This window comes from Peptacetobacter hiranonis, from assembly GCF_008151785.1.
Classification (GTDB): domain Bacteria; phylum Bacillota; class Clostridia; order Peptostreptococcales; family Peptostreptococcaceae; genus Peptacetobacter; species Peptacetobacter hiranonis.
This window is the reverse complement of record NZ_CP036523.1, coordinates 1,485,263-1,500,919: the sequence shown is the minus strand read 5'-3', so window position 1 is coordinate 1,500,919 and position 15,657 is coordinate 1,485,263. Positions and strand designations below refer to the sequence as shown.

Here is a 15,657-nt window from a genome sequence, read left to right as displayed (position 1 = left end):
TTTATAGAAATGGTAACAGCTAAAACCAAAAAACTACAAAATGAAAAATTTAATAATACTCTAAAATATAGAGTTCAGTATCAGAAGTTTTTCTTGTTAGCAATGGGAGCTTTTGGACTTGCAGGAGTTATAATGACTGCTAGATTTGGAATGGAAAAGGCATCAATGCCAAGACTAGTTATAAGCGGTATAATCGCTGTTATTTTTATTAAGTTCTTAATGATGAAAAAATGGAGAATAGAGATTGAAAAAGATGGTATTGAGATAATAAGCCTTTTTGGTAAAAAGTCTATACCATATAGTGAAATAGAGAGCTTAAAATGTGAAGAGTCTAAAAAAATTATTTATGTTGGTGGCAAGAAAGTTGCTACAATAGCAGATACTGTAGTAGGGTTTAATGAAATAATGAAAATTTTTAAAAGAAAAAGGGTTAGAATTGATTATTAGAAATTATGATTTTGCAAGGAGGCTTTAAAGGTCTCCTTTTTAAATGGATAAATTTTTATCTGTAAATTTATACAAATTGATGTTATACTATCTACTATGCTTTGAATAACAAATAAATTTAATTACTAATGAAGGAGGAGAGGACTTGGAAAAAACAAGAAAGCTTACTGAGGCATCGTTATTAACGGCGATATTTGTTGTTGTGACGATTATATCTGTAGGAAGTGGTATAGGATATGGGATATATTTAGATTATATTGTTCCATTATTCTACTTTATAATATATTTAAAATGCGGATCAAAATATACTGTTTTATCAGCTATGTCAGGTCTTATGATTGTTTTTGCAGTACTTGGAAATCCTGGAACTGCTATATGGGCGAGCCAGGGAATTATCTTGGGAATACTATGTGGTATTTTATCAGAGAAGAAAACTAGTCTAATGGACGATTTACTTCTTGGAACACTTATAGGATCTATTATTATGGTGTTTATAGATATATACGCATCAAAATTAATAGGATATAGTTTTATTCAAGATTTCAAAGAAACAATATCTTATATGGCGAAGTATATGACTAAAAATGTTCCAGCTTTTAGCAACTTCCCACCAGAATTTATACATAGCTATTTTAGTACAGTATTCTATGTTTCTATAACATTAATACCACTTGGAACTGTAGTAGGTGTTTATATAATAGGATTATTTGTAGGAAATAGATTAAATGTATTAAAGGGTGAAACTAAGAAAAAATATAATATAATAAGACATTTTAGAACTTTTTCTAGGATGACGTTCTGCTCAAGAAATTTATTCTATATAATGATTATTTATACTATGACATTTAGCCTTATGAATAAGTATGGCATAAAAACGAATATGGCTTATGTAGATACAATAATGAACTGTTTCTTCTATTCAGGTCTTTATTTCTTAATAAGAGATTCTGTAGCAGGAATACAGGGGTATATGCTTGCTAAAGGTAAGAGTATGGGACAGGTAAGATTATTTACAATACTATACTTATTTATGCTTTTAAGCTATTTCTGGCTAGCAGCAATTATAGCGATACTTTACTTTATGAGTATAGATGTGAAATATGGACTTAGAGAGTTTTACGGTGAAAAAATGGCTACTCTATTGACAAATTAAGCGAAAAGACATATATTATAAATATATACGAAAAAATTGACGTTTTAATTTAATTAACAAAGGCTGAGAAGAAAAGAGTAGGATTTATGGGATTTTCAGAGAGCTCCAGGTTGGTGTGATGGAGTAATTTTGTATATCTGAAGTACATTTTGGAGCCGCTTTCCTGAAATAATAGTAGGGTTTGACGATTTGCATACGTTATAATGCAGTGTCTAGTATTTTGACACACTGAGTCGGATATCGTGAGGTATTCGAGAACTAAGGTGGTAACACGAGAGATATCTCCCGTCCTTTTTATTAGGACGGGAGTTTTTTTGTTTAAAAAATTTTTAGGAGGAAAAGTTATGAGTATATCTAAAATATCTGTAGATGAACAGATGAAGATCGTAATGAAAGGTGTAGACAGTCTTATAGATGAAAAAGACCTTAAAGAAAAATTAACTAAAGCACAGAAAGAAGACAAACCACTTGTAATAAAATTAGGTCTTGACCCAAGTGCTCCAGATATCCATTTAGGACATACAGTTGTTCTTAGAAAAATGAAACAGCTTCAGGACTTAGGACATCAGGTAGTAATAATAATAGGGGATTTCACAGGTAAAATAGGTGACCCGACTGGAAAATCTAAAACAAGAAAAGCATTAACTACTGAACAGGTTCTTGAAAATGCAAAAACTTATCAGGAACAGATATTCAAAGTATTAGATAAAGATAAAACTATAGTAAGATACAACAGCGAATGGTTAGGAAAATTAAACTTTGAAGAAGTTATAAAATTAGCAGCTACAATAACTGTTGCAAGAATGCTTGAAAGAGAAGACTTCAAGAAAAGATACGAAGGACAGATGCCAATATCAGTTCACGAATTCTTCTATCCTTTAATGCAGGCATACGACTCTATAGCAATAGATGCTGATATAGAACTTGGTGGTACTGACCAGAGATTCAACCTTTTAATGGGTAGATCACTTCAGAGAGAATTCGATAAAGAATCTCAGGTAGTTATAATGATGCCTCTACTTGAAGGTCTTGACGGTGTAAACAAAATGTCTAAATCATTAGGAAACTACATAGGAATAGATGAAGAAGCTGGACTTATGTACCAGAAAGCTATGGAAATACCAGATGAATTAATAATAAAATACTACAACTTAGTAACAGACGTTCATCCTGATGCTGTAGCTGAAATAGAAGCTAAATTAGAAGGTGGAGCTAACCCAAGAGATATAAAAATGGAATTAGCTAAAGAAATAGTTACTCTATACCATGGAGAAGAAAAAGCTCAGGAAGCTGAAAACAGATTCAAGAGTGTATTCCAGAAAGGTAATATACCAGATGATATACTAACTGTTGAAGTTGCTGCAGCTGATTTAGATATAGCTGGTATAGCTGTTGAAAACAAATTAGTTCCAAGTAAGAGTGAAATAAGAAGACTTGCTAAACAGGGTGGAGTAAAAGTTAACGGAGAAAAAGTTAACGACTTAAACGCTGTTGAAGCAAATGGAGAACTAGTTATACAGATAGGTAAAAAGAAATTCATAAAAATAGTTGTAAAATAAATAAAAGCAAACAAAAAACCCCCAGTTTTCTGGGGGTTAATTTTTTATTATTGAACTTCTGGAGCTGTAAGTAAAGTAATTCCACTATTTTTTATTTTTTCTACAAAATCTGGATTATCTAAGAATCTTTCTTTTACATTTATATCGTTAGCTTTGTATATTCTTGATTCTATTTCTGCCATATATGCTGCAAATTCAAGTGGTGAGTCAAATAACTCTTCATTTTCAGCATAGTACTGAGTAAGTTCTTTTCTAGTTCCAAGATCTGATAAGTAAAGAAGTTTTAATTCTTTTTTGCTTAGGTTTTCATCAGTATTTCCACAAGCAAATCTTACATCTTCAGCTGGAAGGTTAAGGAATACATCATTATATATTGTATCGTTTTTTATTATACTGTAGTTAAAGTCAGATATTTTTTTGTCAGAGAATATATTGTAGTTATATATCATACAGACCATTAAATATTTGTCAAATAAATCAGGGTATTCTTCTGAGTTTTCAATAACAAAGTTTTCTATATCCTTTAAATAGTCGAAGTATACTCTTTTTAATAAGTCCTGTTTAGTTTTAAAGTAATATGTAAAGTTACCAAGAGTTATGTTTGTATTATCACATATTTCCTGGATAGTCGTCTTAGAATATCCTTTAGTGTAGAATAATTTTTTTGACTCTTCTACTATGTAATTACAAGTATTAAGTCCTTTTTTATATCTGTTCATAAAATCCTCCTAAAGATTAATTAAATCTCATTTATTTTAAATTTTGGTATAATTATAGCAAAAGGGTATGAAATTAAAGCGAATAAATTATAAAAAAACAGTGACTTCAAATATCTAAAGATTTGAAAATATAAATGAATTTAAAGGCAAATAGATAAAACAAAACTAGAAAATGTATTTACAAAATATTTTTTTTATATTAAGCTATAAACTGGATATACTTATTATTACCGTTCTTTAAGAATAAATAAAAATTAGTATTAGTTTAATATTATAAATTTGGAGGGAGTCTATGAAAAAATACATAGGGGAAATAGGTCTTTTTATAGTAGCCATAATTTGGGGGGGCGGATTTGTCGCAACTCAGGCTGCGTTAGATGGGGGTCTTACCACATCACAAATAATGACACTGAGATTTTTCATATCAGCGGTGTTAATGACAGTTATATTCTTTAAACAGATAAAGAATAATTTATCTATGGGGACGATTAAAGTTGGGGTTATACTAGGAATTTGTTTATTCTTAGGATTTTTCCTACAGACATTAGGATTAAATTATACAACTCCATCAAAAAATGCATTTATAACATCAGTAAATGTTGTAATAGTTCCATTTATAGGATTATTACTTTATAGAAGAAAAATTGATAAGTTTGGTATGGCAAGTAGTTTTATGGCTATAATAGGTATAGCTGTTTTATCTCTTAGTGCAGACTTTACAGTTAATTTAGGTGATGTTCTTACATTATTATGTGCATTTGGATTTGCATTCCAGATATTCTTTACAAGTGAATTTGTTAAGAACCACAATCCAGTAGCATTAACTGCTATACAGTTCTTTACAGCATTTGTTTTATCATTTATTGCACAGATATTTATGGGAGAATTAAAAATGCACTCAACTGCATCTGGATATATGGGAATATTCTATCTAGCTGTATTTAGTACAACAATATGTTTCCTACTACAGACAATATGTTCAAAGATGGTAGATGGAACAAGAGTTGCTATAATTCTTTCTACAGAAGCAGTATTTGGAACAATATTATCTATAATAATACTTGGCGAGCCAGTTACAGTTAGAATGATCATAGGTAGCTTAATTATATTTACATCAGTAATAACAGCTGAAACAAAGCTGTCATTCCTACCATTCTTTAAAAATAAACAATAAAATTTTAAAAAATATAAATTAAATGTTTAGAAGAACGAAGCGAGGGTATAATTACTATCGTGGTAAAGAAAACCTGTTAGACTTAATAAAAACAACATTTTATTTACATTATTATTTAAAATAGAAAAGTAAAAATAGTATATGTAAAAGAAAAATAACAAAAAATTCTAAAAAAGTGTTTTAAAGATTTGAGTCAGGGTATATAATAGACATAAGGTTGGAAACAACTGATAATCAAATAAAAAATAATTAAACTAACTTTAGGGAGGAATTCTAAAATGAAAAAATGGGTTTGTACAGTATGCGGATATATACACGAAGGAGAAACTGCACCAGCAGAATGTCCAGTATGTAAAGTAGGAGCAGATAAATTTGAAGAAATGGCCGGAGATAGAGTTTGGGCTGATGAACATAGAATAGGTGTTGCTAAAGGTGTTGACGAAGAAATATTAGAAGGATTAAGAGCTAACTTCACTGGTGAATGTACAGAAGTTGGTATGTACTTAGCAATGTCAAGACAGGCAGATAGAGAAGGATATCCAGAAGTAGCAGAAGCTTACAAAAGAATAGCTTTCGAAGAAGCAGAACACGCTGCTAAATTCGCTGAATTATTAGGAGAAGTTGTTGAACCTTCAACTAAAACAAATCTTGAATTAAGAGTTGACGCTGAATACGGAGCAACTGAAGGAAAATTAAAAATAGCTAAAAGAGCTAAAGAATTAGGATTAGATGCTATACATGATACAGTTCACGAAATGTGCAAAGACGAAGCTAGACATGGTAAAGCATTCTTAGGATTATTAAACAGATACTTCGCTAAATAATTAAATTTTAAATTAATAAATACAAGCTTCCGGGATAAATCTCGGAAGCTTTTTTATTTCCTTTTTATGGTTTTGTATGAATAAAAATTCAAAAATGTGGAAGAAAAATTATATCTATGTTAAAATAATGAGTTGTGAAATATAGAAGTCATTTGAGGAAAGAGGTGATACCAAAATGGCTGAAAAAAAGAAAAGAGTAGTAAAGAATACTACAGGGAAAAAATCATTGAAAGCTACAGATGAAAGAAAAAAGCTTGAAGCAAAAAAGAAGGCTTTAAAAAATTCTGATGACATAAAAAAGAATATGAACAACAGAAAAAAGAAGAGAGTTTCTCAGAAAAAAAGAAAACAAAAGAAACAGCAGAGAATTATCTTAAGTGTTGTGGGTGTATTTTTACTAATTACGGTATTTATTATGGCATTTAATATTACATATATATATAACGGGAAAATTGCAAGAAACATATATATAGAAGGAATTGATGTTGCTGGTAAAAGACCTGATGATGTAAAAGAAATGCTTAATGAAAAATATAAAGTAGATAATATAAAGTTTGAATACGACGGTAAAGAATATGTAATTGCACCAGAAACTGTTGGATTAAAATATAATATAGATCAGATTGTAGATGAAGCTTATGGATATACGAGAGATGGAAGTTATTACAAAGATTTATATAATTACTTCTCATTAAAGAATAAAAGTTTGAAAAAAAATATAGAGGTTGTATATGATGAAGCTAAAATGAAAGCTGAAATAGAGAAAATAGCCAAGAAACTAGATAAAGAACCTAAAAATGCTACTATAAAAATAGATGGCAGCATAAAAACTACTAAATCTACTGATGGTATAAAACTAAATATCTCTAAAACACTTTCTAATTTAACAGAGAGCATAGACAATAAAAAGAAAGAAACAATACCTTTAGTAATGGAAAAAAATGAGGCTAAGGTAAAAACATCAGATGTTGAATCAGTTAATACAAAGTTAGCAGAGTATACTACATCATTTGAAAAATCTAACAATCAGAGATCACATAATGTAGAAAAATCTGCAAAGGTAACTAGTGATATACTTCTAATGCCAGGACAGGTATTCTCTTATAACTCATATACTGGAAAGACAAACTCTAAGAATGGATATCAAGAAGCACCTGTAATAATAAATGGTAAGTTAGAACAGTCTGCTGGAGGTGGTGTCTGTCAGACATCGTCTACGATATTTAATACTGCATTATTATCGGGAATGGATATTGTAAGTGTTACAAACCACTCTTCATCATTGACATATGTTCCTCTTGGAAGAGATGCTACTGTAAATGACGAGGGACTTGATTTTAAATTTAAAAATACTTTTGACCATCCAGTATATATAAAGAATACTGTTCAAAATAAACAACTTACTTGTACAATATACGGAAACTCTGGTGATAAAAAGAATATAAATATAAATGTTGAAAACAAAGCTAAAGCAGATGAAAAAGATGCGACTGAGTTTAAAACTTATAGAATATACAGAGACTCTAATGGAAAAGAAATAAAAAAAGAATATATTTCTGGTGGAGTATATAGAAAAATGAAAAAATAAATATGTAAAATAAGATGTCTTGAATATTTTAAGGCATCTTTTTTTGTTTTTAAAAATAGTTGAAAGATAATATTAATTGATTAGTGTATAGAGTCGTTTAATTTGGTATAATAAAAGAGTGATAAATAATAAAAAGAAAAAATTATAATAAATTTTTAGTAGGTGGGGTTTTAATGATACAAAATAGATACGCAGTCGATTTTGATGGCGTAATGGAGGAAAACAGATTATATGTTGCAAGAGATTTGAGTACTGATGAAAGAGTACTTATAAAAATATTCTCTCAAAATAAGCATATCAGTAGTGATTTTATACAAAATTTTATAGATGTTTCTACTGTAATAAATGATATAGGCTCTAAATATATATTAAAAATAAAAGATGTAGGTGAGCATTATGAGGATTACAAGGGATATTACTTCATAGCCTACGAATATATAGAGGGAGTAGAGCTTTCAGAGCTTATAAAAGGAAATTATTTACATCCAGAAGCTATGATAAATATTTCTATAGAGATTTTAAAGGCATTAGAAAGTGTAAATCTAATACACAAGGGTGTATATAGTGATGGAATGCACAATATAAATTATCATGGGTCTTTAAAAATGCAGGATATTATAGTAGATAAAGACTACAATATCAAGATAGCAGATTTTGGTATAACAGCAGCCAATAGAGGAAAAAATATAAGAGCAAAAGGGAATTATCAATACATGTCGCCTCATCAGCTTTGTATAGATTATACAGATTATGAAAGTGATTTATTTGCATTTGGAATTATACTTTATGAAATGATATTTAAAAAGAGACCTTTTGGGATAGCGTTTGGCGAGCATGATATGCTAAAGAGAATAGATAGAGGACCTGATTATAGTAATATTACTGTAATTAAAGAGTATGAAGATCTTGTAAAAATAGATAAAAGATTACTTAGTAGAAAGAATAAGTATAAGAACTTTAATGAAGTCATAATGGCTATGACTGGAATTATGTATCGTACAGCTGAAATAAAAATAAATCCTCCTGAAGAGGAATTAAATGCTATAGATAAAAAACTTATGCAAACTCAAAAGCTAGAGATTGAAAAAATAGAAAAAGAAACTAAAAATAAAAAGAGTTCGTTATTTAAGAAAGCTATTGTAATTGCGTTGGTTTCAATGTTTGTAGTTGGTTTAGTTGTACATTATATTTAACTATATCAAGTTTATAGAAAAAATGAAAAAACATATTGAAATCATAAAATTACTATGTTATAATCTTATAGGTGAAAAAAGGAATAATCACACACAGAATTGCGATCCTTAAAAGGTGCCCAAAGGGTTTTTTAGGGAGATGAACAATCTGGAGGAAGAAAAAACCAAGGAGGACAAAAAATGTCAGTAATATCAATGAAACAGTTATTAGAAGCTGGTGTACATTTCGGACATCAGACAAGAAGATGGAACCCTAAAATGGGGAAATATATATTCACAGAAAGAAATGGAATATATATAATAGACCTACAGAAAACAGTTAAAAAAGTAGAAGAAGCTTACAAATTTGTTAAAGAAGTAGCTGAAACTGGAAAACCAATATTATTCGTAGGTACTAAAAAACAGGCTCAGGAAGCTATAAAAGAAGAAGCTGAAAGATGCGGAATGTTCTACGTTAACGAAAGATGGTTAGGTGGTATGTTAACTAACTACAAAACTATAAAAACTAGAATAAACAAATTAAGAGAATTAGAAAGAATGGAAGAAGACGGTACTTTCGACGTACTTCCTAAAAAAGAAGTTATAAAATTAAGAGCTGAAAAAGAAAAACTAGAAAAGAACTTAGGTGGAATAAAAGAAATGCCTGAATTACCAGGTGCTATGTTCGTAGTTGACCCAAGAAAAGAAAATATAGCTATACAGGAAGCTCACAGATTAGGTATACCAGTTGTTGGTATAGTTGATACTAACTGCGATCCAGAAGAATTAGACTTCCCAATACCAGGAAATGACGACGCTATAAGAGCCGTTAAATTAATAACTGGTGCTATGGCTACTGCTGTTATAGAAGGAAGACAGGGTGCTGAAGAAGAAATAGAAGAAGCTGAAGAAGTAGAAGTATCAGAAGAAAACTAATATTAAAATTGAATGGTAAGGGATTCCCTTACCATTTATAATATTAAAAGAAATAATATTTGTAAATTTTAGGAGGAACACAAAATGGCTATAACTGCTGCAATGGTAAAAGAGTTAAGAGAAGCTACAGGTGCAGGTATGATGGACTGCAAAAAAGCTTTAACAGAAACTGATGGAAATATGGAAAAAGCTGTAGACGTATTAAGAGAAAAAGGTCTAGCTAAAGCTGCTAAAAAAGCTGATAGAATAGCTGCTGAAGGGCTTGTTGCTATAGAAATGAACGAAGACAACACAGTTGCTTCTGTTGTAGAAGTAAACTCAGAAACTGACTTCGTTGCTAAAAATGAAGACTTCAAAGATTTCGTAAAATTAGTATCTAAAATGGCTTTAAATACAGAAAAAACTACAGTTGAAGAATTATTAACTGAAGAAGCTGAAGAAGGAAACGACTTACAGACTGTATTAAACAACAAAGTTGCTAAAATAGGTGAAAAACTTGACTTCAGAAGATTCGCTAAAGTATCTACTAACGGACAGGTAGCTGGATACATCCACGGAGCTGGTAAAATAGCAGTTTTAGTTGAAATGGAAACTGAAGGAAGAGACGAAAGAATACTTACATTAGGTAAAGACGTAGCTATGCAGGTTGCAGCTATGAACCCTAAATACGTTTCAAGAGAAGATGTTGACGCTGAATACATAGCTCACGAAACAGAAGTATTAACTCAGCAGGCATTAAACGAAGGAAAACCTGCTAACATAGTTGAAAAAATGGTTAAAGGTAGACTAGAAAAAGAACTTAAAGAAGTTTGCTTATTAGAACAGCCTTTCGTTAAAGATCCAGACTTCACTGTTAAAAAATTAGTTGAAGCAGTAGCTAAAGAAGTTGGAACTGAAATAAAAGTTGTAAACGTTGTTAGATTCGAAGTTGGAGAAGGTATAGAAAAGAAAGAAGAAAACTTTGCTGAAGAAGTTGCAAAACAGATGCAGTAATTTTTAAATAGTTGACTAAGAAGAGAGCACGTCAGTGTTCTCTTTTTTAAAAATAACAATTTTTACAAAGTGAAATTTTAGGGGGCGGATTGAAAATGGATAAACCAGTTTACAAAAGAGTATTATTAAAATTAAGTGGAGAAGCACTAGCAGGAGAACAGAAACGCGGAATAAACAACGATATAGTTAATCAGATAGCTGTTGCTATAAAAGAAATAAACGAGCTAGGTGTAGAAGTAGCTGTTGTTGTAGGAGGCGGAAACTTCTGGAGAGGTAGAACAAGCGACGGAATGGACAGAACTACAGCTGACTACATAGGAATGCTTGCTACTGTAATGAATGCTATGGCACTTCAGGATGCTCTTGAAAACATAGATGTTGCAACAAGAGTTCAGACTGGTATAGAAATGAGACAGGTTGCAGAACCATATATAAGAAGAAGAGCTGTTAGACACCTTGAAAAAGGTAGAGTTGTAATATTTGGTGCAGGAACAGGAAACCCTTACTTCTCAACAGATACAGCTGCAGCACTTAGAGCTCTTGAAATGGAAGCAGAAGTAATACTTCTAGCTAAAAATGTAGATGCTGTATACGATAAAGATCCAAAAGTATATCCAGATGCTCAGAAATTTGAAAAATTAAGCTACATGGAAGTTATACAGAAAGAATTAAAAGTAATGGATTCAACAGCTACATCTTTATGTAAAGATAACAATATACCTATAAAAGTTTTCGAATTATCAACAGAAAACATAATAAACGCTGTAAAAGGTGCTAATATAGGTACAACTGTAGAATAATATATAAATACATCTATAAAAATAAATTAGAAAATGATAAAATATAGTTAAATAAATTAATTAAAACTTTTTTTATGCAAGGGAGGCGCAATTATGAGACTTGAAGTACATGAACAGTTAGAACAGAAAATGGATGCTACTATCGAAGCTTTAAAATTTGAATTCGGAACAATAAGAGCTGGTAGAGCAAATGCAGCAATGCTTGACAAAGTAAGAGTAGACTACTACGGAACATTAACTCCAATAAACCAGATGGCAGCTATATCAGTTCCAGAACCAAGAACTCTTATGATAACTCCATGGGATAAATCATCTATGCACGAAATAGAAAAAGCTATAGCTAACTCAGATGTAGGATTAACTCCTTCAAACGATGGTTCTGTAATAAGATTATCAGTACCTGCTTTAACAGAAGAAAGAAGAAAAGAACTAGCTAAAAAAGCTCACAAAGCATCAGAAGATTTCAAAGTAAGAATAAGAAACGAAAGAAGAGATGCTAACGATAAACTTAAAAAAATCGAAAAAGCTGGAGAAATAACAGAAGACGAATTAAAGAAAGCAACTGAAGAAGTTCAGAAAATAACTGACAAATACATAAAAGAAATAGACTCACTATATGCTAAAAAAGAAAAAGATATAATGGAGGTATAATATTGAATAAATATTATAATCTATTAGGATTGAGTGTGGATGAAGTAGAAAAATATTTTGATGAAAAAAATATAAAACACCACACAGTCTATATTGAAGGCGGAAAAGATAAGGAAAGACTTACTAATCCAAGAGCAATAAGAATATCTGAAATAGCTGATAGTGTAGAAATAACAGCGACATACTTCTCTGACTCCTTATTATAAGGGGTCAGAATTAATATGGAGGGAAATTATGAACGATCTAAAATATGATATAGATTTAGAGAATATGCCTACCCACATCGCTATAATTATGGATGGTAATGGAAGATGGGCTAAATCAAGATTTCTTCCAAGAACTGCTGGCCATAAAGCCGGAGTAGAGACAATTAGAAAAGTAGTGAAAGAAGCTGACAGATTAGGAATACAGTATTTAACTCTATATGCTTTTTCAACTGAGAACTGGAAAAGACCTAAATTAGAAGTAGATGCACTTATGAACCTACTTGTCACTTATCTAAGAAATGAAATAGATGAACTTCATAAAAATAATGTCAAACTAACAGCAGTAGGTGATTTTGAAAAATTACCAGAAGCATGTGTAAAGGAACTACACTCTGCTATGGATAAGACAAAAGATAATACAGGAGTACATCTAAATCTTGCTCTTAATTATGGAGGAAGAAACGATATAAGAGAAGCAGTAGTGGAAATAGCTAAAGAATATAAAGAAGGAAAAATAAGTTTAGAAGATATAACCGAAGAAAGAATAAAAAAACATCTAAGCACTGGTGAAATACCAGATCCTGACCTTGTAATAAGAACTAGTGGAGAGCAGAGATTAAGTAATTTCTTACTTTGGGATATAGCTTATTCAGAATTTTACTATACTGACATACATTGGCCTGATTTTGATGGTGAAGCGCTTGAAAAAGCTATTTATGCATATCAGAAAAGGGACAGAAGATTTGGTGGAGTAAAATAAAGAATGAAAACTAGAATAATATCAGGACTTATACTTCTACCTTTATTATTATTAATAGTATATGGTGGAATACCTCTTTATATTGCTGAATTCTTAGTTGTTGGTATAGCACTACATGAGTTTTATAAAGCTTTTGAAGCTAAAGAAATTGAACCAGTATTTATAGTTGGGTATATATTTGCTGCTTATTTAGCGATAAAAAATATTTTCAACCTTCCACTTATGTACACTTATGCGATGATATTTGGTTTATTCCTAGTATGTATAGTGTATATGTTAAAAGGTAAGAAAAATATAATAGATGTTTCAATTACATTCTCAGGTATATTCTACGTAGCTGTATTCTTTGATTTTGTAGTATTGACTAAGAATGGATTTGGAAAAGGTGATATATATGTATGGTTGATATTTATAATATCATTCTGTACAGATGTATTTGCTTACTTTACAGGATACTTCTTTGGAAAACACAAGCTAATACCTTTAGTAAGTCCTAAAAAGACTATAGAAGGAAGTATAGGCGGTATTCTAGGAAGTACAGTTGGATGTATGATTTTAGGTCATTTCTTTGGAATGGAAATGATTCATATGGTTGTAATAGGGCTTGTTGGTAGTATAATAGCTCAGTTTGGTGATCTTTTTGCGTCATCTATAAAGAGATATGTAGGTATAAAAGATTATGGTAAGCTTATACCAGGGCATGGAGGAATACTAGATAGATTTGATAGTGTTATCCTTGTTGCACCATTCGTATACAATGTAATAAAATTATTTGGTATATAATAGAGATAGCTGTTACAAATTGTAGCAGCTATTTTTTTATTGATTTTTTATTATCAAAAATAAAATAAATTATATATATTGCTTAAAAAATAATTAGTATTAAGTATAATTTTGATAGTAAAAAATGAATTAAAATATATAGAAATTAAAATAATAATGGTATTATATAATAAATATAGTATTAAATAAAAATTAAAATCTAAAATTGCTTAATATTATTAAGAAAGTCTATAATAAATTGAAATATAATAGAAATTAAGTATTAGACAAAATGACTCTCAATTGATAGAATTTGATATGAAATAATCAATAAACAAGGGGGTTTATCATGAATAAAAAAATAGTAAGTATACTATTATCAGCTATATTAGCCTTAGGTGTGTTAACTGGTTGTTCTTCAGGGGAAAAAGATAAAAAATCAGAAGCACCAAAAGCGAAAAAAGCAGCTGCTGAAGTAGTTGGTAAAAGAACAGTATACGTATCACCAGAATGGGTACACAGTGTCACAGAGGGGAAAGTAAAGGACATAAAAAATTATGTAATAGGAGAAGTTTCTTGGGGAACATATAAAGATAGTCCCGACTATACTAAGGGACATATACCAGGTGCTATACATATAGATACAAATACTGTAGAAGAAGAACCATATTGGAATATATCTTCTCCGGAAACAGTAGAAAAAAACTTATTAAACTATGGGATAACAAAAGATACAACAGTTATACTTTATGGTTCAGATCCATCAGCAACAGCTAGGGTAGCGTATGTATATCTTTGGGGTGGAGTAGAAAATGTAAAAATATTAAATGGTGGGCTAAAAGCTTGGGAAGAAGCCGGATATAAAACAAATAAAGATATAGTTAAACCTAAAAAGGCTGAGGACTTTGGAACAAAGATACCAGCTCATCCAGAATATCAGATGTCAATAGAAAAAGTAAAAGAAAAACTTAAAAATGATGACAACTTTAGACTAGTTAGTATAAGAAGTAAGGATGAATTCCTTGGAAAAACTAGTGGATATAGTTACATAAAGAAGGCGGGAGAACCAGAGGGAGCTGTTTGGGGACACGCAGGAAGTGACCCATATCACATGGAAGATTATATGAATGAAGATGGAACAGTGATAGACTATGATCAGTTAGAAAAATTATGGTCTGACTGTGATTTTAATAAAGATAATGAACTTGCATTCTACTGTGGTACAGGCTGGAGAGCAGCAATACCTTGGTTAATATGTTACGAAAATGGAATGGATAATGCAGCTGTTTACGATGGTGGATGGTATGAATGGCAGATGGACGATGACAATTCTGTACAGGTTGGAGATCCACATAGCAAAGACTGTGTCCACACAACAGTAAAAGAATTATCAAATGATAAGGCAGAAAAATAAATGAAAAAAGTAATATATTGGATTGTAAGTGTATTGGAAGTTGCATTATTGATAGGAGCAGGTCTTGTAAATTACTATACACCTAGAAGAATGGGGATGTTTAGGTTTGTAGGTTATAAGAATATGATGTGGGAAGAACGGTACAATTTACAGGCTATAAAGAGCATGGCTATGATAGGTATTATAATGCTAGCGATTGTAACTATTGCCATGTATTTTATAAAAGATAAAAATGTAAAAACTTCAATGATTTTATTAACTGTATTATTAACTGTTTTTTATGTTGGATTTTCAATATTTAATACAGTAGATACTTATAAAGCATTTTACTTTATCAGTCCTATGATTGGTTTAGCAGCTTTGTTGCAGATATTAAAAACATTGATAAGTATATTATTAAATAAATAAATTAAGAAGACTGTTGCATAATTTGTGACGGTCTTTTTTAATTGATTTGTTTACTAAAAAAATACAAAACATAAAAAAATAGGTAAAATCT

17 protein-coding genes and 1 other annotated feature are annotated in these 15,657 nt (G+C 30.4%); of the genes, 16 read left to right on the top strand and 1 reads right to left on the bottom strand.

Annotated elements, in window-relative coordinates; translation table 11 throughout:
* Positions 1-9 precede the first annotated feature (9 nt).
* The 3 genes from KGNDJEFE_RS07095 to tyrS all read left to right on the top strand — a co-directional run bounded on the left by KGNDJEFE_RS07095 (position 10) and on the right by tyrS (position 3,159).
* On the top strand, positions 10-447 hold the full coding sequence (locus tag KGNDJEFE_RS07095) for a DUF6560 family protein (protein ID WP_006440187.1): 438 nt from the start codon (positions 10-12) through the stop codon (positions 445-447).
* Between the two features lie 145 nt (positions 448-592).
* Complete coding sequence (locus KGNDJEFE_RS07090; protein WP_006440188.1) at positions 593-1,600, top strand: YybS family protein; 1,008 nt, start codon at positions 593-595, stop codon at positions 1,598-1,600.
* A 56-nt stretch (positions 1,601-1,656) separates the two neighbouring features.
* Positions 1,657-1,896 (top strand) — a binding site (T-box leader).
* A 48-nt stretch (positions 1,897-1,944) separates the two neighbouring features.
* The gene (gene tyrS, locus KGNDJEFE_RS07085; protein ID WP_040410440.1) at positions 1,945-3,159 is read left to right on the top strand and encodes a tyrosine--tRNA ligase; all 1,215 of its coding nucleotides are present in this window, start codon (positions 1,945-1,947) and stop codon (positions 3,157-3,159) included.
* A gap of 47 nt (positions 3,160-3,206) precedes the next feature.
* Here tyrS and KGNDJEFE_RS07080 read toward each other — a convergent pair whose 3' ends face one another.
* The gene (locus KGNDJEFE_RS07080; RefSeq protein WP_006440190.1) at positions 3,207-3,878 is read right to left on the bottom strand and encodes a TetR/AcrR family transcriptional regulator; all 672 of its coding nucleotides are present in this window, start codon (positions 3,876-3,878) and stop codon (positions 3,207-3,209) included.
* Positions 3,879-4,170: 292 nt separating this feature from the next.
* Here KGNDJEFE_RS07080 and KGNDJEFE_RS07075 point away from each other — a divergent pair, with 292 nt between their 5' ends.
* From KGNDJEFE_RS07075 to KGNDJEFE_RS07015, 13 genes are all read left to right on the top strand, one after another.
* Positions 4,171-5,052, top strand: a complete 882-nt coding sequence (locus tag KGNDJEFE_RS07075; RefSeq protein WP_006440191.1) for a DMT family transporter — start codon at positions 4,171-4,173, stop codon at positions 5,050-5,052.
* A 278-nt stretch (positions 5,053-5,330) separates the two neighbouring features.
* Positions 5,331-5,876, top strand: a complete 546-nt coding sequence (locus tag KGNDJEFE_RS07070; protein WP_006440192.1) for an NADH peroxidase — start codon at positions 5,331-5,333, stop codon at positions 5,874-5,876.
* Between the two features lie 175 nt (positions 5,877-6,051).
* On the top strand, positions 6,052-7,464 hold the full coding sequence (locus KGNDJEFE_RS07065; protein WP_006440193.1) for a VanW family protein: 1,413 nt from the start codon (positions 6,052-6,054) through the stop codon (positions 7,462-7,464).
* Positions 7,465-7,637: 173 nt separating this feature from the next.
* On the top strand, positions 7,638-8,657 hold the full coding sequence (locus KGNDJEFE_RS07060) for a protein kinase domain-containing protein (protein WP_006440194.1): 1,020 nt from the start codon (positions 7,638-7,640) through the stop codon (positions 8,655-8,657).
* Positions 8,658-8,837: 180 nt separating this feature from the next.
* Positions 8,838-9,572, top strand: a complete 735-nt coding sequence (gene rpsB / locus KGNDJEFE_RS07055) for a 30S ribosomal protein S2 (RefSeq protein WP_040410441.1) — start codon at positions 8,838-8,840, stop codon at positions 9,570-9,572.
* An 84-nt stretch (positions 9,573-9,656) separates the two neighbouring features.
* Entirely contained in the window at positions 9,657-10,565 is a 909-nt protein-coding gene (tsf, locus tag KGNDJEFE_RS07050) for a translation elongation factor Ts (RefSeq protein WP_006440196.1), read from the top strand.
* A 95-nt stretch (positions 10,566-10,660) separates the two neighbouring features.
* Positions 10,661-11,365, top strand: a complete 705-nt coding sequence (gene pyrH / locus KGNDJEFE_RS07045) for a UMP kinase (RefSeq protein WP_006440197.1) — start codon at positions 10,661-10,663, stop codon at positions 11,363-11,365.
* Positions 11,366-11,458: 93 nt separating this feature from the next.
* Positions 11,459-12,016, top strand: a complete 558-nt coding sequence (frr, locus tag KGNDJEFE_RS07040; protein ID WP_006440198.1) for a ribosome recycling factor — start codon at positions 11,459-11,461, stop codon at positions 12,014-12,016.
* Between the two features lie 2 nt (positions 12,017-12,018).
* Positions 12,019-12,222, top strand: coding sequence for a hypothetical protein (locus KGNDJEFE_RS07035; protein WP_040410442.1), 204 nt, complete (start codon positions 12,019-12,021; stop codon positions 12,220-12,222).
* A gap of 28 nt (positions 12,223-12,250) precedes the next feature.
* A complete protein-coding gene (locus KGNDJEFE_RS07030) occupies positions 12,251-12,982 on the top strand; it encodes an undecaprenyl pyrophosphate synthase (RefSeq protein WP_006440200.1) in 732 nt (243 codons plus the stop codon).
* A gap of 3 nt (positions 12,983-12,985) precedes the next feature.
* Positions 12,986-13,765: a phosphatidate cytidylyltransferase gene (locus KGNDJEFE_RS07025; RefSeq protein WP_006440201.1), complete on the top strand. Its 780-nt coding sequence runs from the start codon at positions 12,986-12,988 to the stop codon at positions 13,763-13,765.
* A 328-nt stretch (positions 13,766-14,093) separates the two neighbouring features.
* On the top strand, positions 14,094-15,158 hold the full coding sequence (locus tag KGNDJEFE_RS07020) for a sulfurtransferase (protein ID WP_006440202.1): 1,065 nt from the start codon (positions 14,094-14,096) through the stop codon (positions 15,156-15,158).
* Entirely contained in the window at positions 15,159-15,566 is a 408-nt protein-coding gene (locus tag KGNDJEFE_RS07015) for a hypothetical protein (protein ID WP_006440203.1), read from the top strand.
* Positions 15,567-15,657: the final 91 nt, after the last annotated feature.